We start from the raw sequence: 20,486 nt of genomic DNA, 5'->3' as shown, positions 1-20,486 counted from the left end.
TGAAAATGCTGGAACAAATGGGCATAGCTGCCAGGGCGGCCTCTTACCAACTGGCGCAACTCTCCAGCCGTGAAAAGAACCAGGTGCTGGAAAAGATTGCCGATTATCTCGAAGCGCAGAGCGAAGAGATTCTGCGCGCCAACGCCGAGGACCTGGCGGAAGCGCGCGCCAATGGCTTAAGCGAAGCGCTGCTCGATCGCCTGGCGCTCAACCCGGCGCGTTTGCGCGGGATTGCTGACGATGTCCGTCAGGTTTGCAATCTGGCCGATCCGGTCGGTCAGGTGATCGACGGCGGCCTGCTGGACAGCGGCCTGCGTATCGAACGCCGCCGCGTGCCGCTGGGCGTGGTTGGGGTGATTTACGAGGCCCGTCCTAATGTGACCGTTGATGTGGCCTCTTTATGCCTGAAAACCGGCAATGCGGCGATTCTACGCGGCGGTAAAGAGACCTGGCGCACCAATGCCGCCACGGTGAAAGTGATTCAGCGGGCGCTGCAGGAGTGCGGTTTACCGGCGGCAACCGTCCAGGCTATCGAGAACCCGGATCGCGCGCTGGTCGGCGAGATGCTGAAGATGGATAAATACATCGATATGCTGATCCCGCGCGGCGGCGCCGGGTTGCATAAGCTGTGCCGCGAGCAGTCCACGATTCCGGTGATCACCGGCGGGATTGGCGTGTGTCATATCTATATTGATGATTCGGCGGACATGGCTGAGGCGCTGAAGATTATCGTCAATGCCAAAGTTCAGCGGCCAAGCGCCTGTAACTCGGTAGAAACCTTGCTGGTGAATCAGCATATCGCCGAGCGTTTCCTGCCTGTCCTGAGCAAACAGATGGCCGAAAGCGGCGTGACGCTGCATGCCGACGCCGCCACCCTGCCGGTTTTGCAAAACGGCCCGGCAAACGTCGAGCCGGTGAAGGCGGAGCAGTACAACGATGAGTATCTGTCGCTGGATCTGAACGTGAAAGCGGTCGCGGACCTGGATGAGGCCATCGCGCATATACGCGCCCATGGCACCCAGCATTCTGATGCCATCCTGACCCGTACGCTACGCAATGCTAACCGCTTTATCAACGAAGTGGACTCTTCGGCGGTGTATATCAACGCCTCTACCCGCTTTACCGATGGCGGCCAGTTTGGTCTCGGCGCGGAAGTAGCGGTCAGCACCCAGAAGCTGCACGCGCGCGGCCCGATGGGCCTGGAAGCGTTAACGACCTATAAGTGGATTGGTTTCGGCGACGATACCATTCGTGCTTAATACTAAGCGGGTGATGCAAAAGTAGCCGTTTGATTCATAAGGCCATTGACGCGTCACCCACTTAGTTTTAACCTTTTACCCCGTGACTCACATTCGTGAACATGTCCTTTCAGGGCCGATATAGCTCAGTTGGTAGAGCAGCGCATTCGTAATGCGAAGGTCGTAGGTTCGACTCCTATTATCGGCACTTACACAAAAAATTCCATAAAAAACAATAAGTTACAGAGAGTTTCGATCTCAAGCACGATCTTTTTTTAAGGGATTCTATGACCAACAGTTGCCGCTATGGTTAACAGTGGCTATTCAGGGATGTTAGCACGTAGCGGCCTGTAGTTGTAAAGCTCGAACAGGTACAAAGCGTGAACAGTCCACACGAACCGCTATTAATTCGAAGCCAATGACGCAGCCAGCGTCTCTAAACCATCCCGAAGCAGATTGATCACACACATTTAAGCCCGATGTGTGGCCCTATCAGCCACGTAAACAGGTGAATAGTGGTAATGCCCCGGTAGCTACAGATCCGGCTCTGCCAGCGTTTCGCTCACGCTCCGAAAGGTACACGAGCACCCTGATAAGGTGCGATCCTTCTGACAATCTGATGAAGTCGCTACGCTCCGCTTGTCTCCTTACCACTAACGGGGCTTTATGGCTGCTATTGTCTGAAATCTGATAAATAGCAGAAACATCATGCGATCGTTAATCTTATATCGTCGCAATGTCTTGGCACCACCCAGAATATAAGAAAGGGGAGATGGAGTCTGCCGAAAAGTTTCGGCTGGATTGCTGTAAAGGTCATCAGTATGATTGCTTGCACAATCAGCGATTGAGAAAAAACTTCTGGGAGATAAGGGACAAGACTGTATGAAAGTGACTGATGAGGCTTTGTTACGTTCAGGGTTTACGCAGCCCGAATTGCAGAAGATAAAAAGCAATATTGAAAAATATGGAGGAACGCTTGGAGAGGCCATAAATGATCTCGCCAGGCGATTTGTTACCTTGGCGGGAGTGGTGGCTGTATGCACCTTTATCCTATTGCTACTTATCGTCTTCAGCTCACCTGATAGAGCAGTTGCATGGGGGCTGGCGATGATCTTTGGGGTTGCCATTATGTCCTTCGCACAGCCGCCGGTAATTTCCTATAAATCCTGGCGTTACCGAAAAACTATCAAGGATTAACTGGTTCCATTTTCTGTTGTCAGTAGGTCGAAAATCACTTTTGCTTTAACACCATAACCGACAATCTTCATTGTTAGTTTAGGAGTGCTCATTGTGCTGACTTTGCGATAGTAATCGTGTGGAAGCCAGCGGAATAATCTCCAGGCTCCAGTCTTTCGAGCGAGTCCTACAATGCTGTATATACTGGCACCAAGAGTAACACCATTATAGAGAGCCAAGCCCGTGTTAGGATTAAATCCCATGAACTGGGCAGTATGCATCGCGGAGTCAGCAATTATACCTTGCGAGGGTTTATGTCCTGCTGGCTGATCAAAGTTGAGCACTTCTTTCGTTAATCCGTTCATTCCATCGGCAATCAGGACTGCCCCAGCCAGCATACCAATCGGCCCCATAGTGGATAACATCATAAAGCCACCAAAGAGAACCACGCCTGATAGCACCACATTTACAGCGGATATAACATAACCAACGATTTTATTATTTTCTCGAACAAATTCTATCTTTGCATAAAGTTGTGCGGCTCTGGTCCTTAACAGGCGATCTTGTTCTTGCAGATTATCCGTTTCGGCACGCAGATTTTTGATGTATGCAATGCATTCTTCGTCTGTTTTGGCTCGTCGTGCTGCCGCGAACTCCTTTTCTACGACCTGCTTTATCTCTTCGACAAACTTGATACGTGTAAGACCATCTTGCAAATAGAATGCTGACAGCCGATTTGCTGTTTCGACGAGTTTCCGGGCTTCAAGATTCACCATGGTATCTGACCATGTTGAGCAGCGCGATATCCATTAAAGACTCCTTCCCAAAATGGGTCTGGTCATTTTACGTGCAATAAGGTCGAAGACAACAGGAAATACTTTCACAACCCGCCCCCGTGGGGGTCCCATCTCTTTATCCTCCCAGTTTACATCCTCATGCTGAAAATACCCCTGGCTCTACGTTCTCACTACTGAGCAGATAAATATCTCCATCACTCAAAATTGCAGCAAATTTAAAATATCTGACCGGTTTTTGATAGCCTCGAAAGGACTTCCTTTTGAGACACCCTGCCAACTAAGGGCTGATTGTAACCATATGAGCAATCAATTATCTTAAAAGCCACTTCATAACCCCTAACACAGACGGTAAGAGCATGTTACATACAGCTGACCTGCTCCACTTGTTGCTTGTACCACTAACGGGGCTTTATGGCTTCTATTGTCCAAAATCAGGCCTGTTTTAGGATTAATCACACAAGTATCTGTTTACCATTTCTAATATCATCGATATGGCTAATGTCTATGGGGGATAGCGTGGATACCACAGAAGAATTGAACGGAACCTACTATTACGCCGGGCAATCAAATCTCACCGCTTCAGAACTCTTTTTCATGATCTTTTGTGAAAAGGTTGTTGATCAATTAGGTCTAGGCGTAACTGATTTTTCTTCTGTTGTTGCTATTGTATCAGGGCTAAACACTCTCCCCACAAGGGCAAAGCCTAAAGGCGCAGAAAAGGGAACCTCTTATGCGTCGAGAGCCTCAAGAGCCGTATTCAAAAAAGCAAAATTCCCGTTTGGCATGAAACTGCCCTCAGTGATTGGCGGCTATCCACCCTCCACTATTAGGATTCGAGCCGTTGCTAATATAGGGACATTTACAGGGCGAGCAATCCCTGTTGTAGGCTGGATTGTCTTAGCCTACGATGTATCTCAAATTACCTATCACACAATAAGTGATTACAACGCGATAGCACGAGGTAATGACAAATTATGGTAGAGAACATTGAGGAGCAGGTGCATACGCTGATCCGTAAATATGCAGGAACGTATGTATTTAGCTCAAAGAAAGTTCCGCTTACCCCAGAAACTGATCTGGATACAGATTTGGATATTGATGAACTCGAATTAGAGGATTTGATGAACGAGTTTTTCACTACGTTCAATATTGAGAGAGGAGCTTTTGATATTAAAACATATATCCCTGATGCTCCTATTTTATGGAATCCATTCAAGAAGACACAGCCTATCCCTGTACCTGATTTCACTGTAGGAATGTTGGTTGAGTCGGCTAAAGCCGGGCGCTGGCTCTATGACTGATCATCCGTGTCGAACGTCTTCGAAAAGGGACAAGACTGCGAGCGCGTCACTAGCGTAAACAGATAAATGCTGTTTTCGTAGGTACAAAGCCGCTCCCTTCCCTTCAGCTCTTGTTCATCGGGGTTGCTCAAGGTTATCTTACCTGCAAGGGTTGCCAGCGGCAGCAGGGCCAGCACTCCCATGGTAATGCAAGCATACCCATTTTAGTTCCACGCACTTTTTGAGATTTCCGGTTTTTCCGCCATCAGTCGGTACTCTTCCGGCGTCAGGTTGTTTAATGATGAATGAGGTCGTTGCTGGTTATATTCCCGTCGCCAGTACTCTATCTTCTCCTGAGCATCTTCCAGTAACAGGAACCAGTGCACATTCAGACATTCATCACGAAGGCTGCCATTAAATGACTCGACCAACCAGTGCATTGTCTGTGGGCTTTCCAGACCGTGAGAAGTCCATCGTCACCTTATTTTCATAGGCTCATTGTTCCAGAGATTTGGAGATAAATTCGCTGCCATTGTCCGTCTGCAACCGGAGTGGTACACAGCGCTTCATTTGCTTCAGACGCTCCATAACGGTCACCACATCCTCACCACGTAACCCCTGTCCAATCTGGATCGCCAGACATTCCCGATTAGAATTATCGACTATAGTCAGCGCGCGGATCCGGCGTCCGTTGAACAGATTATCAGCAACAAAATCCATGCTCCAGCACTGATCTACTGCGCTCACTTCCGAACGGACGCGCCGATGTCTGGCAGTGACATGTCGGCGGAGTCGTTTTGTCCGCAGATTCAGCCCTTCCAGACAGTAAATCCGGTGTTTTCTTATGATTTATTAACCAGCCTTCCCGTCGTAAAAGAATATGAGTTCCCAGACATCTGCTGTTCCCTCGCTACGTTGGCGCTAAGTATCGCGTCATGTTATGACCATTCAGTCAAAAAACATATGACATTTTAAATTATCATTTAATATAATAGTTTCAATAAATTAAGAATAAAAACATCTTGAAAAACTCAAAAAAACAACATCAAGATCACTATTTTGTCACATTTTAATTGACTGATCGGCCATCAATAAATTACCTTTCGGTCGTAAAATGTATTTTTTATCGCCACTCATTACCCGTGACAAGGTATGAGTTTTTCATTTCAGTGATGTCGTAATTTCAAGCAAGGGGTAAACATGTTTGTGAAGAAAACAGGTATTGCCGGCGCTGTAATGTTGGCCTTATTAGCATCAACACCGGCCTTCGCGGCTGAGAAAGAACCCGTTGTCGGTGTGGTTGCCATTGATCTGCAAAACTCATTTTTTGTCCGTATGAGGCAAGCAGGTGATGAAGCGGCGAAAGATTATGGCGTTAAAGTCATTTGGCAAGGCTCCGAAGGTAGCCTTGAAAAAGAAATCTCCAATATTGAAAACTTTGTCAATCAGGGCGTTGATATCATTTTGGTCGATCCGCTGGACCGCGCCGCTATCGCCACCGCGGTGCAAAAGGCAAAAGCAAAAAATATTCCGGTTATTGCGATGGGCAATAAAGTCGACGGTAACTGGAATTACAATACGCTGTATCCCGATTATTCAAACATGAGTACCGTTGCCCGCGCATTAGGTCAAAAACTTGGCGGTCAGGGTGAAGTCGCATTACTGATTGGCGGCAAAGGTAACTATGTCTCCGATACGCGGGAAAAAGCCTTTCGCGATGTGATGAGTAAAGAATTTCCGGGCATTAAACTGGTCGGTGTAGAGGCCACAAACTGGGACAGCTCGCGTTCCGCGGATGCTATGCAAACCTGGCTCTCAACCTACCCGAACCTGAAAGGCGTCGGCTGTTTTGCTGATTCGATTTGCGTCGCGGCAAAAACGATTGCTGATTCAAACGGCCGCCAGATCTCCTTTGTCAGCTATGAAGGCGACCCCGAAATGTTCCCTTATGTCAGCGATGGTTCGAACGTCGTTGATGTATTAAACGGGGCATCTCGTGTCGGGTACTGGAATATTGCCGTGGCGGCGCGTCTCGCCAAAGGCGCGAAATATCCGGTTGATTTATACATGCCAACCTATTTTGTCACCACGGATAAAACGGCCGGAGAATTAAAAGCTAAAGGTTTGACTTTCCCTTATATCACGCCAGAAAAAGCCGCAATCGTCGCGAAAGATTATCGTGCTGAAATGGCGCCGTCGAAGCCTGATTCTGCCATGACGGTCTCTGAAAAATAAAATAAACCGTAGCTCGGTGCATAGCCGAGCTTTGGAGTATTCCGTTATGTTGCAAAATCGTAAGTCGCTGCCTTTTTTTTCTGGCTTAAACGGTAAAAAATTAAACCAGGAAATTATTTTATTTATGCTGATTGTTATGGCTATTGCTATCTTTGGCATAGTGACGCCGGGTTATTTATCGCCGGGTAATTTGTTAAATATTGGCCAGCAAACTTCAGTTATCGCTATCGTCGCGTATGCGATGACGGCGGTGATTATTTGTAAGGGTATTGATATTTCCGTCGGCAGCGTCCTGGCTGCGAGCGGCATTTTGACGGCCTTGATTATGCAGTCGACCGGTATTCCTGGTTGGTTAGGTATTATTGTGGTGATTGCCATCGGCGCGGGTTTTGGCCTGCTAAATGGCACGCTGATTAGCCTGATTGGTATCAGCCCTTTTGTGACCACGCTGGCGGTTTATGCTTTTGCCAGAGGCGTCGCCCTCAGTTTCTCAGGCTCACAATCTATTGCCGTCGACTCGGCGTTGTATCTCTGGTTTGGCCAGACAACTATCGCCGGTATCCCGGTCAGCTTATTAATCGCCGCGCTCTTCGCCGTACTTTGGATGTTTTTACTTAGCCGCACCATATTTGGCCGCTGGATCTATGCGACCGGCGGCAATACAGAAGCCGCCCATGCTTCATTAATCCCGGTGCGCGTGACCACCACGCTGATTTACGTCTTTGCGGGCGCCAGCGCGGGCGTTGGCGCGTTATTAACGACCGGCCGGGTGGGATCGGCGCAACCTTTGGCAGGATTAGGACTAGAATTTGCCGCGATTACCGCCGCGATTATTGGCGGTGCGAGACTTGCCGGCGGCCAGGGGTCCATATTAGGAACCGCCTTAGGCGCCTTATTACTCGGGGTGATCAACACCGGCCTATCCTTTCTACAGGTCTCCCAGCAGGTCAATTACTTTGTCACCGGTGGCTTCGTGCTGATTGCGGTGTTACTTAGTCAGCGTAGTCTTTTGAAAAATATCAATATTAAATCCTTGCTGTCGGCAAAACGCTCGGCCCATCCTGACGCGGCGGCGAGCGTCCAGTCGGCACACAGTTTTGAGTTAAAAGGCATCTCAAAGATTTTCCCCGGCGTTAAAGCACTGTCCAATGTGTCGCTGCGGCTCAATCGTGGGGAGGTTGTGGCCTTGATGGGGGAAAATGGGGCCGGTAAATCAACGTTGGTTAAAATACTCTCCGGGATCTACCACCCGGAAGAGGGGGAAATATGGCTGGATAATACCCGGATCAATTTAAAATCTCCTGCCGATAGCCGCCAGGCGGGTATTTCGGTCATCCACCAGCATTTCAGTCTGATTCCTGAATTAACCGTGGCGGAAAACTTAGCCCTCGCGCAATCGACGCTGCCGCGCTATTTCGGCATTTCGCTTAATCGTCGCGCAATGCGGCAACAGGCCCGCGCCTTGCTCGCTGAGCTACAGCTGGAAATCAATCCTGATGCCAAAATTGCCGATCTCACTATTGGGCAATGCCAGATGGTCGAAGTGGCAAAAGCCATGATGGCAGATGCCTGGCTGATTGTGATGGACGAACCGACCAGCGCGTTAACGAATCCTGAACGCGATCAGCTCTATTTATTAATTGCACGCCTGTTGAAAAGACGCTGCTGTGTTCTCTACATCTCACACAAAATGCAGGAGATCTATACCCTCGCCAGTCGCGCCGTGGTGCTGCGGGATGGACAAAAAGTGGGCGAGGCCGCGCTACCTGAAACAACAGAAGCTGCGTTGATCAATATGATGGTGGGCCGTGATATCGGCAACGTTTTCCCCTGGCGTCAGGCAGAACCTGGCGACACCTTGCTCAGTATTGAAGATCTCTCAATGGGCAGTCTGCTACAGAATATCAATATCTCCGTCAAACGAGGCGAGCTGGTGGCGTTGACAGGACTGATGGGCAGCGGTCGCACAGAGTTAATGCGCTGCATCGCGGGCTTAGACCATTTTCATCACGGGAAGATACGCGTTGATCAATCGCAAATCACTTCTGGACATGCCCGCAGAGCCAGCCAATTAGGCGTCGCCTATGTTCCTGAAGATCGTCATAAAGAAGGTTTCATCGGCTGTATGTCTTTGAAGGATAACCTGTCTCTTCGCTGGATTTTGCATAACAGCTTCGTTGGCATCCTGCGCCGGTCAGCCATCGATAAATTAGCGAAGCAGCTGATTGCCCAACTCGGCGTCCGTCCTGCGGATCCCGAGAATCCGGTGAGCAGTTTATCGGGCGGTAATCAGCAAAAAATCGTCATTGGTAAATGGCTGGCAACCAACTCACGTTTGTTGTTGTTGGATGAACCCACTAACGGGGTTGATGTCGGCGCTAAATTTGAAATTCACAATCTCATTGCGCAATTAAAACAGCAGGGAATGGGCATTTTGATGGTTTCCAGCGAGCTTCCCGAAGCGCTTGGCGTGGCTGACAGAATCATTGTCCTCAGTAAAGGACGGATTGCCGGGGAACTTCCCCGGGGCGCCACGGAAGAGCAGGTGATGAGCCTGGCCTTTAAATACGTTTAAACAGGAAGAAATCATCATGAAATCATCGCATTCATGGATAGGCATGGTGTTGAACCTGGCACCGATACTGCTGCTGATCGTTTTACTGCTGCTCTTCGCGGCGGTAGATAACAGGATCGTTTCATTAAACAATCTCGTCATCGTGATGTTACAGGCAACCACCATTGCGCTGATGGGATTAGGCCTGTTTTGGATCCTGCTTACCGGCGAAATTGATTTATCCGCCGGTCACTTAGTCTCATTTTGCGCGGTGACCATGGGAACGTTGCTGTCATCGGGGACGGAATTAATTCCTACCCTGCTGATTGGGCTGCTGGCGTGCCTGGCATTTGGAGTCTTTAACGGGGTAATGGTCGCTGTTTTAAAGTTACCCTCTTTTATTGCCACTTTGGCCACGATGCTGATTCTGCAGGGTGCCACCTTAATGGTCGCGAAAACCGGCACCATCCTGGTGATGAATCCCGTGCTACGTCGCTTCGGCGCCTTTACCTCTTCATGGGGGCTACCGCCCACCGTCATCTTTGTTGGCATCACCGCTTTGCTATGTGCCTGGATTTCCCGCCGCACGGCATTTGGTCTGAAAACCTATGCGGTCGGATCGTCGCTGGAACGAGCGGAACTCGCCGGTATCTCCGTCGTAAAACAGAAGATTGGGGTATTTGCGCTTTCATCGGTGTTTGTTTTTATGACGGCCGTGGTGTTTATTTCCCGCGTCCCGGTGGTGAACCCTAACGTTGGCGGTGTAAACCTCCTGCTGGATGCCATCGCGGCGGCGGTGATTGGGGGGACCAGCCTGTTTGGCGGTCGCGGCTACGTTAGCGGGGTGGTTTGCGGAGCGTTGATCATCAGTTTACTCACCGGCGCGCTGCGTATCCTCGGCGTCGACCCCTCAAGTCTCGATCTCTATAAAGGGGCAATCATCATCGGCATTCTCCTTCTCGATCGGTGCATCAACTATTTCCGTTTGCAGCGTAAGCAGGTAACTCAATGAAAGGGATAAACTTTGATGTCGTGGTTGTCGGTGCAGGTGTGGTCGGCTGCGCGGTCGCGCGCCGCTTTGTCCTCGAAGGCGCCACCGTTCTCCTGATTGAAAAGGGCGGCGATATTCTCTCCGGCGCCAGCAAAGCCAACAGCGCTATCTTACATACCGGATTCGATGCCCCGGTTAACAGCGACGAACTCGCCTGTATGCAAAGGGGGTATCGCGAATATCAGGCTATCCGGGAACGGCTTAACCTGCCGATATTACATACCGGAGCCGTGGTTGCCGCCTGGGATGAAGATGAATTTCGCCGCCTGCCTGCCATCATGGCGCAAGCTAAACAAAACGGCGTCAACGACGTAGAAATGCTCGATCGCAAGCAGCTACTGGAACGAGAGCCTCAGCTCGCGCCGCATGTTTTAGGCGGGCTCTTAGTTCCCGGGGAGCATGTGATCGATCCCTGGAGCGCGCCCCTTGCCTATCTACGCCAGGCGGTTGATAACGGCGCCGTGGTGATGTGCGATACGGAATTGCTATCGGCAGTACGACAGGAAAACTGCTGGCTGTTAACCACCAATCAGGGTGAGTTTCGCGCCGCGACCGCGATCAACTGCGCCGGGGTGTGGGGCGATAAAGTCGAAACCCTGCTGCTGGGCCAATCACGCTTTACCATCAAACCCCGCAAGGGGCAGTTCGTGGTCTTTGATAAAGTGGCTTCGCGCCTGCTAAGCACCATACTGCTGCCGGTACCGAGTGAACGCACGAAAGGAATTGTGCTGGTCAGAACCATTTTCGGCAATCTGCTGGTGGGCCCGACCGCGGAAGAGCAGGATGACCGGCAGCACGCGACGGTTGAAAAAGAGACGCTAGAACAGCTGATTGCGAAAGCCGTTTCGCTTATCCCTGCCTTGTCTGATGTGCCCGTCACCGCAGTTTATGCCGGGCTTCGTCCGGCCACAGAGCGCAAAGAATATCGTCTCTATCATGATGCGGAAAAGGGTTACCTTGCCGCGGGAGGGATTCGCTCGACCGGTCTGACCGCCGCGCTGGGTCTCGCCGCATACTTATTTGACCTGTATAGCGATCGTCCAGGCAAAAACCTGACGCCTTTAGCTGAGCCCGTTTGTCATCCCGTTCCTAATCTCGCCGAACATTTACCACGCGACTGGCAGCAACCCGGCAATGACGAGATGGTTTGTCACTGTGAACGAGTCACGCGTCGTGAAATCGACGCGGCATTAAGCGGCCAGCTCCCGGCACGAGATCTTGGGGGATTAAAAAGAAGAACGCGGGCCTGTATGGGGCGCTGCCAGGGTTTTTACTGCAGTAGCCGCGTCGCTGAATTGAGTCGCGAAAAGTGGGGCGATTTATTGATAACAGGGGACGTCGATGAAGAATAATATAGTTGCCGATGTATTCGTTATTGGCGGCGGTCCAGCCGGTATTGCGGCTGCGGTGGCGCTGAAACGCCAGAACGTTGGCCGGGTCATTGTTCTTGAACGGGAACCTGAAGTCGGCGGCATACCTCGCCATTGCGGCCACTCGCCTTTCGGTATGCGCGAGTTCGGCCGTGTGTTGCAGGGAAGTGAATATGCGCGACGTTTAGCCCAGCTGGCGGAGGCTCACAACGTTGAGGTGATGGCCAATACCACGGTTGTCAGTATTGAACCCAACGCGACGCTGGTGGTCAGTACCGCGGAGGGGATACGGCAACTCCAGGCCCGGCGCATTATTATGGCCACCGGCGTACGTGAATCGCCGCGTTCCGCACTATTGGTCTCCGGCGATCGCCCAACGGGCATAATGAATACCGGAGCATTACAATCCTGGGTCTATCTCCGGGGGCTACAGCCGTTTAAACGGCCCTTAATTGTCGGAACGGAGCTGGTGTCGCTCTCCGCGCTGCTGACCTGTCGCCACGCGGGAATTAAACCGGTCGCCATGGTCGAGAGCCACGGCCGTCCTACCACCCGGCGTCCCTTTATGCTGCTACCCCGCCTGCTGGGGGTACCGGTAAATTATCAATGTGAGATTATGCATATCGATGGGGTAAAACGGGTAGAGTCGGTCCGTATACGCCAGCGAGGCGTTGAGCGCGATATCTCCTGTGACGGCGTGTTATTTACCGGACAATTTATTCCTGATTCGGCCCTCATTCGCGCCAGCCATCTGCGCCTGGATCCCGCGACCGGCGGTCCGGAGATCGATCAGTTCGGCCGCTGCAGCGACCCTACCTACTATGCGACAGGCAATATGTTAAGAGCCCTGGAAACCGCAGGCTGGTCTTTCCGTGAAGGAAAACTGGTTGGCGAAATGGTCGCCAGCGATCTCGCCGCGAAAAAAGCGGCTCCACCCGCGGATATCGCACTGCAGAGCGGCGATGAGGCGATCAAATGGCTGGTACCACAGCGTATCGTCAGCAGGGATATTGGTCAGGGTATCGACAGGCTCCAGCTTCGCGTCCTGAAGCCCGTACAGGGTGAACTGCAGCTGATTCAGCAGGGGCAGATTCTTTGGCAGAAAAAAAGGAGCCTGTTGCCGGAGAGACGGATCCTTATTCCACTATCGCAGCTGAAAAATTTGCACTCTGCAGAACCGATTACGATTGCCCTAAAAAATAAAGAGTAACCGACTTAGCTTATGAAAATAATGGCCACGCTTATTAAGCTGAAGCAAATATGATATTAAACACCGTGGCCCAGAGTTCTGCTCTGCACATACGCGCGGCCATCACGAAAACGGATGGCAGGCGCGATGGGACTTGCTCATTTTTATTGCACTATTTTCCAGGAGTTATTGATTATGCGGCCTGAGCAGCGACGCACCGAAATCCTCGCGCTGGTGAATGAAAAGCGAAAAGTCACCGTAGATTTTCTGTCGGAAAAATTCAGCACTTCGCGAGAAACGATCCGCCGGGATTTAACGGATTTAGCCATTAGCGGACAACTGCGTAAATTTCATGGCGGCGCAACCTCTCTCGATACCCTGCACGAGGGCAAATTTAGCACCCGACTGACGGAAAGCGCCCATGAAAAAAAGATGATTGCTCAGTTTGCGGCAACCTTATTTCACCAGGGAGAGTCGCTCTTTATTGATACGGGTACCACGACCCTGGCATTTGCCCGCGAACTGGCCATCAGCACCACCGAACTCACCGTTCTGACCAATTCGGTATCTATTACCCAGATATTTGCCGGCAGCGATCGCAATCACCGCGTTTTCCTGATTGGCGGTCAGTATCGCGAGGAAGAAGCAGAAAACATCGGACCCATCGCCGTGGAGCAAATCAAGCAGTTCCAGGCCACGCACGCCGTCATAACCGTTGGTGCTCTGGATACTCATGGCGTAATGGACTATGACCTGGAGGAGACTGAAATCGCCAGGACCATGGTTGCCAAAGCCGATCAGGTCACGGTTCTGGCGGATAGCAGTAAGCTTGGGCGCACGGCGCTGTTCACCGTGTGTCCTCTGGATAAGGTCGATCGCATTATCACCAGCGGGGATCCTGAGCCCGGCTTACAGGCCGCCCTGAGCGATGCGGGCGTTGAAATCTTTAACGCCGCGGTACAGGGGGCAAAAGAGGCCTGAGGCGAATTTAGCGTAGAAATAGTCACCGGCCGGAAAGGTGAGGTAAGAGAAGCGTGTATCCAAAACAGCCCATTGATTAGCGGAGGCCTGATGCATAAACACATCATGACATTTGATATTGGAACGACCTCCCTGAAAGCAGCCTTGATGAATCGAGCGGGTGACATCGTGGCCGAAGGCAGTGCGAGCTATCGCGTTTCGCACCCGCAGCCAGGGTGGGCTGAACAGGATCCTGATGAAATCTGGCAACAAATTTGCGTTGCCAGCCGGCAGGTGATCGATCGTAGCGGAGTGAGCAGCAGTGAAATCAGCGCGCTGATTTTTGTTGCGCCGTGGAAAAACATTATCGCGCTCGATTCCCAGGGTCGCCTGCTGCATAACAGCATTATCTGGATGGATGCTCGTGCCCATGAGCAGTCTGAGCGGCTGAATCATACCCTCGGTCAGGTTGTCGGTAGCGGTCAGGAGTACTGGCCGCGGTTGATGTGGCTAAAAGAGCGGCACCCCGCGCTATGGCAGCGTACGGCGCATATCGTCGGCCTAAATACCTACTTTAAATTTCGCGCGACCGGCAAACTGTATACCGAACCTTCGGATGACTTTATTCGTTCTGAGAATCCGCAACTACACGCCTGGTACCAATCGATTCTTGAGGCGGCGAACCTGGCAGGGGATATCGATAAATTTCCCCCGGCCCGCGCGGCAACCGACATCGTTGGCTCTCTGACCCCCCGCGCGGCGCGGCAGCTGGGTATCGCCAGCGGTATACCGGTTATCAGCGGTTTTGGCGATCTGGTGGCCATCACCTGGGGAGCGGACAAATCACAGCTGAATGACGCCCATATCTATTTTGGCACATCATCATGGCTGGTAAACGTCATCCGGCAGCGTTCGCAGCTCGCCGCGCCACTCTATTTTTCGATCAATGCGCAGCAGGAAGGCGCCGTCTATCCGCTACAAACCGGGTGCTTAGCGCTGGAGTGGATCATTGAGCAGGTTTACCGCGCCGAACGTGAGCAGATGGGTCATGACATCTACCGGCTTATTCAGCAAGAGGTGAGCCAAGTCCCCCCGAGCTGTGAAGGGCTTATCGCGGCCCATTGGCTCACCGGAGAGCTCACTCCTTTTGCCAAAAATGCCAAAGGCTTATTTCTCAATCTTACGACGCGCCACGATCGCCGTCATATGGTCCGCGCCATGATGGAAAGCGTCTGCTTCACCCACCGCCATAATATGGCGACATTAGAAAAACTGACCGGTCAATCTCGCGAAAGTATTCGCGTTGTCGGCGGCGGAGCAATGAGCGCGGTCTGGATGCAAATGCTTGCCGATATCCTGCAAATTCGCGTAGAAGTCCCGGCCTCTCCTCGCTATAGCGGCACCCTGGGCGCCTATTACTGCGCAGCTCGAGCCTTGGGCTGGCATGAAGAGGTCGCGACGCTCGCCCAACGGAACTCTTCCCGGCAAATATTTACGCCCAATCCTGCCTGGCGGGATGTTTATCAAAAAAATTACGCTATCTATATGCAGCTCTATCCGGCGTTGAAAGATATTTATAATCAACTGAATGGTGAACACTAATGAAAGTGCTGATTACTGAATTTAGGCAGGAAAGTAACTCATTCAATCCGCAACAATCGACACTGGCATTTTGGCAACAAAACGGTATTTACCAGGGGGCCGAAGTCAGACAGCATTTTGCCGGACAGCCTTGCGCGATAGGTGGTTTTTTACAGGTTCTGGATCGGTCTGAACATCGGCCAGAGGTAGTTTGCGGCACGGTGATGTCATGCCAAAGCGGCGGGGTCGCTGAACAGGCGGTTATGGATCACTATCTGGCGCAGCTGCTCCCGCAAATCAGTGAGAATCTGCCCCTCGACGGGGTGTTTATCTCTTATCATGGCGCGCTGGTCACCACCGGCTATGACGATCCGGAAGGCGAAATTACGCGGCGAGTCCGGGAACTGGTCGGCGACGACGCGGTCATTGCCATTGCCAGCGATCTCCATGCCTATATCTCGGAAACCCTGATTGATAACAGTGACGTGGTCCTGGCTTATCTCACCTATCCGCACGTTGACTACTTCGAAACCGGCGTGCGCGTCGCCACTCTGGGGCTGGAGTGCATCACCGCGCAGCATAAACCCGTCACCGCCTGGGTACCGGTACCGATGATTGTGCCCGCGGCCTCTTACAGCACGTTAAAAGGGCCATTTAAAGCGATTATTGATTTCGGTAACGTGCTTAAAAACGATAAAAAAATCATTGATTTCTCGGTTTACCAAATGCAGCCCTGGCTGGATATTCCTCACCCCAACTCGGCCGTCGTGGTGGCCGCCGATTCGCCCGAGGACGCGGCAAAATATGCTCGTCAGCTGGCGCAAATGCTCTATGACCAGCGCCATGCATTTAGCGTCAAACTGATGCCGATCGGCGACGTTATCACCCGCGCCAGCGATCCCGATGAAAAAAAACCGGTGATCCTGGTGGATTCCGCTGACTCTTGTAATGCAGGAGCCGCTGGCGACAATATGGCCGCAGCAGCCGAGATCCTGCTCTCAGGTAGCGGATTACGTGCCGCCACCGTCGTCAATGATGAGCAAGCCGCACGCCAGGCACATCGTCTGGGCGTGGGGGCGACGGCTGAATTTACCTTAGGTGCATCCCGCGACAAACGTTCGCAAGCGATTAAGGTACAGGCCTATGTCAAATCCCTTCATGACGGCGTTTTCAGGCAAGAAGGGCCTGCCGGGCGCGGAATGATTCAACGCATAGGCGCGACGGCGGTGCTCAGCGTGGGAAATCTCGATATCGTCGTCTGTGAATGGATGGCCGGAAATGGCGATCCGCAACTCTATCGCGCTCACGGTATCGAACCGACGCTGTACGATCTGCTGGTGGTGAAAGCGTCAACATCATTCCGCGTGGCATATGAAAAACTGGCCGGTGTGATTTATGAAGCCAATACTCCTGGCTCAGCAAGTTCCGATCTCACCGCTCTGCCTTTTGAAAAGCTCCCGCAAACGCTCTATCCGTGGACAGATAACGAACTGACAGAGTGGCCGGTGAGATTTGCCCATCAGGTGTCTCAGTAGGTAACGCGATTCCTCACGACGAGGCCTGTTCGAAGGCCTCCACTCAGGATGAAGCCCCTCAACCACAAGTGAGAATAATTATCGTTTCCTCTTGTGTATGATATCTCTTTGGTCTGATAATACTTCACCATCATTTCCTGATTTCCAATGACTAATATGACCAACCACCACGCCGCCACGCCGTCGCGACAATCATTCCTGGTTGAAGACTTCTTCGATTTTGGCGAGCGTTATGGGATCGACTACCGTTTCCCGGCGCTGACGTCGCGCTACGATTGCGATAAATATCGGCGCATTGTCGTACGGGGGAGCGTGGAAGAAACTCTGCTGCCATCCGGTATTCAACTCACCCATTCCCACGTGCAGGTTATGCAGCCGTATGAATCGACCTCGCTGCGTAGTTCACCGATGTACACGCTGATCGTTCTGGAGGGTTGCTTACGCATCCGGCTGGGCGAACAGTATTTTATCGTGCGTCCGGGAACGGCGTTAACCACTCGGCTGGGCGAGCAATGGGTGATGAACGTCAGTCATCTGGCGGATGCGCAGTTGAAGACCATGGTGCTGGGGTTCTCTCCTGAAACCCTGCAGCTATCGTCAGCGGTGGCCGAACTGCTTTCCGTCTGGGGACAGATGAAACGTCCTTGTTGTCTATGGTCGGTACCGGAGTATTTACTGACCAGCATCCATGCCGCCCTGGCGTGCCAGGCCCCGCTCATCACGCGCCGGCTGCTGTTGGACGGGGTGGCGATGCAGGTACTGGGGTATGCAATGAGGGAGGAATGTCCGGTATCGCCGCAGTTCTCCGCCAGCGAATGGGGGCGGCTTGAAAGCGTGCGCCAGCGGCTGGAGCAGCAGCCGCAGCAGGAGCATACGCTGTGCGATCTGGCGCGCAGCGCGGCCATGAGCTCCAGTAGCCTGAGCGCCAAATTCCGTCAGGCGTATGGCGAGTCAGTGTTCGATTACCTGCGTGACTGTCGACTAGCACTGGCGTATCACCACCTGCAGCAGGGTTGCAGCGTCCAGCAGGCGGCCTGGATGTCCGGTTATCAACACGCCACCAATTTTGCCACCGCTTTTCGCCGTCGCTACGGTATCGCGCCAAGCGCGATACGCAATAGCTAACCCTCTTTTGTTGTTACTCATACATAACTCATCGCCGCGCATAGCCTGTGGATAGTACGCCGCAGCGATAATGGTGCCTCCTGTACTTTAAATAATGAGGTGTTGATAATGGGAATCGCCTTTATCCTGAAACGTTCTGTTCTTCTGTGTGGTCTGGCAGTCACCTTCCCGTCCTGCGGCTTTGCCGAAGATAGCATGACGGTTATCGGCTCTACGGCGGACTTTGCGGATGCCCCGACCAGCGGCTATACCGCTACCAGCAGTAAAGGAGCGACCAAAACAGACAAACCGTTAATCGTCACCGGGCAGTCGATTTCAGTCATAACCCGTCAGCAGATGGAAGATCAGGGCGCTTTAACGGTTAATGAGGCGCTAAACTACACCGCCGGCGCTTTCACCAACTTTGCCGGAGCGGCGACACGCTATGACACGGTGTCTCTGCGAGGGTTCCACGGTAGCGACGTCGACAACGTTTTCCTCGATGGCCTGCGGCTGATGAGCGATGCCGGTAGCTATAATGTGTTACAAATCGACCCGTGGTTCCTGGAACGTATCGACGTGATTAAAGGGCCCTCCTCTGCGCTGTATGGCCAGACCGTCCCCGGCGGTCTGGTGATGGAAACATCCAAAAATCCGCTGTTCACGGAACAGGGCCATATCCGCTTGCTGAGCGGCAGCAATAACACCCAAGGAGCCGCTTTTGACTACACCAACGCGATTAACGAACGGCTGGCGTTTCGCCTGACTGGTCTGACGCGTTCCAGCGATACGCAGTACCAGCACACGCGTGAAGAAAAATACGCCATTTCGCCGTCGCTGCTCTGGCAATCCGGTGAAAATACCTCTCTGCTGCTGCGGGCCTATCTGGAAAAAGCGCCTTCCGGGGGTTACCACAGCGCGGTTCCGGGCGAAGGCAGCATTACCGAACATAACGGCTATAAGCTGAGCAAGGGTTTCTATGATGGCGACAGTAGCCTCGATCAGTTCAAACGCCGTCAGCAGATCTACAGTCTGGCGTTTGCGCACCGCTTTAACGAAACCTGGGCATTCCGCACTAACGCCAGCTATTCCCACGCGAATGTCGATCTCGATCAGGTGTATCAGATCGGCTGGGACGCCAGCAATTCGGATCTGTTGAATCGCTACTACTCCGGCTCGCGATCGTCCCTCGACGCCTGGGCGATCGATAATCAACTGGAAGCGGACTTCAACACCGGCGATCTCCAGCATAAAGTCGTGCTCGGCGCGGAATACCATCAGTACAAAAACGATCTCAGAGACGCGAGTGGCTATGCCAATCAGCTCAACGCCCGTACCGGGGAAACCGTAGGCCCCCGCTATGGTTACGACTTCTATGGTAGCCAGCGGCGTTACTATCAGACGGGGATTTATCTGCAGGATGAGATAGCGTGGAACCGCTGGCACCTGGATCTTTCTGGCCGCTATGACCGCATTGTGTCACAGACGGATACCGACGCCACCGACATAAAACATCGCCGTCAGGACGACCATGTCGGCGGCCGCGCCTCGCTGCTTTACGCCTTCGACCACGGTATCTCACCTTACATCAGCTACAGTCAGGCCATTACGCCACAGTCCCTGTCCGGGCAGGACGGCAGCATCCTCAAGCCCACCACCGCAGAGCAGTATGAGGCCGGGGTGAAATACCAACCGATCGGCACCAGGGATCTCTACAGCATTGCGATATACGATCTGACCCAGAAAGACGTGGGGAACCGCATCGTACGCGAGGCTTACTACGAGCCGGTCGGGAAAGTGCATTCGCAAGGGATTGAGCTGGAAGCGCATAACCAGCTGACGTCAAATTTGAGCCTCATCGCCAATTATACCTTGAACCGGGTACGCTTTAAGGACGCGGTTGACGGCAACGATGGCCACACGCCGTACCTGACCCCCAATTCGATGGCTTCCGCCTGGGGGCGCTACCAGTTTGATTATGGTTTGTCCGCAGGCGCAGGCGTGCGCTACATTGGTAAACAGTGGGCGGATAACGAAAACAGTACCCGTTTAGCGTCTGTCACGCTGATGGATGCCTCCGTACGCGCCGATCTCGGCGCCTGGAACAGCAGCCTGAAAGGAGCCTGGCTACAGGTGAACGCTAATAACTTGACCGATCGTAAATATGTGGCCGCCTGCTATGGTACCGGCTATTGCTACTGGGGAGCGGAACGTTCAATTGCTGCCACCGTGGGTTACGATTTCTAATCGTTATCGCCTTGAGCTCTTCTATGACCAGGGTATCCGTACCTGCAGCAGGAAGGGCCATTAAGCAGCCTGGGATTTCGGGAACACGACCATCTGCAGGAGTGGCAGGCAAAAAATCCTCAGGCACCAGCCATACCACGCCCGAGACGAGCGGTTAAAGCTCAAGGGC

16 protein-coding genes, 1 tRNA gene and 1 pseudogene are annotated in these 20,486 nt (G+C 52.5%); 15 read left to right on the top strand and 3 right to left on the bottom strand.

The window, feature by feature from the left end:
* Positions 1-5: 5 nt before the first annotated feature.
* The 3 genes from proA to EDF73_RS08450 all read left to right on the top strand — a co-directional run bounded on the left by proA (position 6) and on the right by EDF73_RS08450 (position 2,435).
* A complete protein-coding gene (proA, locus tag EDF73_RS08465; protein ID WP_132728266.1) occupies positions 6-1,259 on the top strand; it encodes a glutamate-5-semialdehyde dehydrogenase in 1,254 nt (417 codons plus the stop codon).
* Between the two features lie 114 nt (positions 1,260-1,373).
* Positions 1,374-1,446: transfer RNA gene (locus EDF73_RS08460), tRNA-Thr, on the top strand.
* A gap of 674 nt (positions 1,447-2,120) precedes the next feature.
* Positions 2,121-2,435 (top strand): hypothetical protein, encoded by a 315-nt coding sequence (locus tag EDF73_RS08450; RefSeq protein WP_132728262.1) that lies wholly within the window; start codon positions 2,121-2,123, stop codon positions 2,433-2,435.
* On the opposite strand, the gene EDF73_RS08445 is transcribed toward EDF73_RS08450, so the two are convergent.
* Positions 2,432-3,190, bottom strand: coding sequence for a DUF4225 domain-containing protein (locus EDF73_RS08445; RefSeq protein WP_132728260.1), 759 nt, complete (start codon positions 3,188-3,190; stop codon positions 2,432-2,434). The genes EDF73_RS08450 and EDF73_RS08445 overlap by 4 nt on opposite strands.
* Before the next feature lie 537 nt (positions 3,191-3,727).
* Here EDF73_RS08445 and EDF73_RS08440 point away from each other — a divergent pair.
* A complete protein-coding gene (locus EDF73_RS08440) occupies positions 3,728-4,192 on the top strand; it encodes an STM2901 family protein (RefSeq protein ID WP_132728258.1) in 465 nt (154 codons plus the stop codon).
* Complete coding sequence (locus EDF73_RS08435; protein ID WP_132728257.1) at positions 4,186-4,512, top strand: DUF1493 family protein; 327 nt, start codon at positions 4,186-4,188, stop codon at positions 4,510-4,512. The genes EDF73_RS08440 and EDF73_RS08435 overlap by 7 nt, the downstream gene beginning before the upstream one ends.
* Here the strand turns inward: EDF73_RS08435 and EDF73_RS27640 are convergent.
* Both EDF73_RS27640 and EDF73_RS08425 read right to left on the bottom strand, forming a co-directional pair.
* Entirely contained in the window at positions 4,503-4,694 is a 192-nt protein-coding gene (locus tag EDF73_RS27640; protein WP_132728255.1) for a hypothetical protein, read from the bottom strand. The genes EDF73_RS08435 and EDF73_RS27640 overlap by 10 nt on opposite strands.
* Before the next feature lie 21 nt (positions 4,695-4,715).
* A pseudogene (locus EDF73_RS08425) lies at positions 4,716-5,374 on the bottom strand (IS3 family transposase); the annotation flags it as partial.
* A 317-nt stretch (positions 5,375-5,691) separates the two neighbouring features.
* On the opposite strand from EDF73_RS08425, the gene EDF73_RS08420 reads away from it, so the two are divergent.
* From EDF73_RS08420 to EDF73_RS08375, 10 genes are all read left to right on the top strand, one after another.
* Positions 5,692-6,726 (top strand): sugar ABC transporter substrate-binding protein, encoded by a 1,035-nt coding sequence (locus EDF73_RS08420; protein WP_132728253.1) that lies wholly within the window; start codon positions 5,692-5,694, stop codon positions 6,724-6,726.
* Between the two features lie 46 nt (positions 6,727-6,772).
* Positions 6,773-9,301 (top strand): ATP-binding cassette domain-containing protein, encoded by a 2,529-nt coding sequence (locus tag EDF73_RS08415; protein WP_132728251.1) that lies wholly within the window; start codon positions 6,773-6,775, stop codon positions 9,299-9,301.
* Between the two features lie 16 nt (positions 9,302-9,317).
* Positions 9,318-10,292, top strand: a complete 975-nt coding sequence (locus EDF73_RS08410) for an ABC transporter permease (RefSeq protein ID WP_132728249.1) — start codon at positions 9,318-9,320, stop codon at positions 10,290-10,292.
* Positions 10,289-11,683 carry an NAD(P)/FAD-dependent oxidoreductase gene (locus EDF73_RS08405; RefSeq protein WP_132728247.1) on the top strand — a complete coding sequence of 465 codons (1,395 nt, stop codon included), beginning with the start codon at positions 10,289-10,291 and terminating at the stop codon, positions 11,681-11,683. The genes EDF73_RS08410 and EDF73_RS08405 overlap by 4 nt, the downstream gene beginning before the upstream one ends.
* Entirely contained in the window at positions 11,673-12,911 is a 1,239-nt protein-coding gene (locus EDF73_RS08400; protein WP_132728246.1) for an FAD/NAD(P)-binding oxidoreductase, read from the top strand. Before EDF73_RS08405 ends, EDF73_RS08400 begins: the two co-directional genes overlap by 11 nt.
* 174 nt (positions 12,912-13,085) lie before the next feature.
* Positions 13,086-13,871: a DeoR/GlpR family DNA-binding transcription regulator gene (locus tag EDF73_RS08395; protein WP_132728244.1), complete on the top strand. Its 786-nt coding sequence runs from the start codon at positions 13,086-13,088 to the stop codon at positions 13,869-13,871.
* Positions 13,872-13,961: 90 nt separating this feature from the next.
* Entirely contained in the window at positions 13,962-15,452 is a 1,491-nt protein-coding gene (locus tag EDF73_RS08390; protein WP_132728243.1) for an FGGY family carbohydrate kinase, read from the top strand.
* Positions 15,452-16,966: a M81 family metallopeptidase gene (locus EDF73_RS08385; RefSeq protein WP_132728241.1), complete on the top strand. Its 1,515-nt coding sequence runs from the start codon at positions 15,452-15,454 to the stop codon at positions 16,964-16,966. Before EDF73_RS08390 ends, EDF73_RS08385 begins: the two co-directional genes overlap by 1 nt.
* A 147-nt stretch (positions 16,967-17,113) precedes the next feature.
* The gene (locus tag EDF73_RS08380; protein ID WP_347812714.1) at positions 17,114-18,091 is read left to right on the top strand and encodes a helix-turn-helix domain-containing protein; all 978 of its coding nucleotides are present in this window, start codon (positions 17,114-17,116) and stop codon (positions 18,089-18,091) included.
* 108 nt (positions 18,092-18,199) lie between these two features.
* Complete coding sequence (locus tag EDF73_RS08375; RefSeq protein ID WP_132728239.1) at positions 18,200-20,317, top strand: TonB-dependent siderophore receptor; 2,118 nt, start codon at positions 18,200-18,202, stop codon at positions 20,315-20,317.
* The last annotated feature ends 169 nt before the right edge of the window (positions 20,318-20,486 follow it).

Origin of the sequence: Klebsiella sp. BIGb0138 (assembly GCF_004342285.1) — a bacterium.
Taxonomy (GTDB): Bacteria; Pseudomonadota; Gammaproteobacteria; order Enterobacterales; family Enterobacteriaceae; genus Klebsiella.
The sequence above is the reverse complement of the archived record's forward strand: the minus strand, read 5'-3'. Positions and strand labels throughout refer to the sequence as shown.

Bases quoted from the DNA above. Each gene is read 5' to 3' on its own strand.
- proA (WP_132728266.1), top strand. From the start codon at position 6: ATGCTGGAACAAATGGGCATAGCTGCCAGGGCGGCCTCTTACCAACTG.
- EDF73_RS27640 (WP_132728255.1), bottom strand. From the start codon at position 4,694: ATGGGAGTGCTGGCCCTGCTGCCGCTGGCAACCCTTGCAGGTAAGATA.
- EDF73_RS08385 (WP_132728241.1), top strand. From the start codon at position 15,452: ATGAAAGTGCTGATTACTGAATTTAGGCAGGAAAGTAACTCATTCAAT.
- EDF73_RS08415 (WP_132728251.1), top strand. From the start codon at position 6,773: ATGTTGCAAAATCGTAAGTCGCTGCCTTTTTTTTCTGGCTTAAACGGT.
- EDF73_RS08400 (WP_132728246.1), top strand. From the start codon at position 11,673: ATGAAGAATAATATAGTTGCCGATGTATTCGTTATTGGCGGCGGTCCA.
- EDF73_RS08450 (WP_132728262.1), top strand. From the start codon at position 2,121: ATGAAAGTGACTGATGAGGCTTTGTTACGTTCAGGGTTTACGCAGCCC.
- EDF73_RS08390 (WP_132728243.1), top strand. From the start codon at position 13,962: ATGCATAAACACATCATGACATTTGATATTGGAACGACCTCCCTGAAA.
- EDF73_RS08445 (WP_132728260.1), bottom strand. From the start codon at position 3,190: ATGGTGAATCTTGAAGCCCGGAAACTCGTCGAAACAGCAAATCGGCTG.
- EDF73_RS08405 (WP_132728247.1), top strand. From the start codon at position 10,289: ATGAAAGGGATAAACTTTGATGTCGTGGTTGTCGGTGCAGGTGTGGTC.
- EDF73_RS08410 (WP_132728249.1), top strand. From the start codon at position 9,318: ATGAAATCATCGCATTCATGGATAGGCATGGTGTTGAACCTGGCACCG.
- EDF73_RS08395 (WP_132728244.1), top strand. From the start codon at position 13,086: ATGCGGCCTGAGCAGCGACGCACCGAAATCCTCGCGCTGGTGAATGAA.
- EDF73_RS08380 (WP_347812714.1), top strand. From the start codon at position 17,114: ATGACTAATATGACCAACCACCACGCCGCCACGCCGTCGCGACAATCA.
- EDF73_RS08420 (WP_132728253.1), top strand. From the start codon at position 5,692: ATGTTTGTGAAGAAAACAGGTATTGCCGGCGCTGTAATGTTGGCCTTA.
- EDF73_RS08375 (WP_132728239.1), top strand. From the start codon at position 18,200: ATGGGAATCGCCTTTATCCTGAAACGTTCTGTTCTTCTGTGTGGTCTG.
- EDF73_RS08435 (WP_132728257.1), top strand. From the start codon at position 4,186: ATGGTAGAGAACATTGAGGAGCAGGTGCATACGCTGATCCGTAAATAT.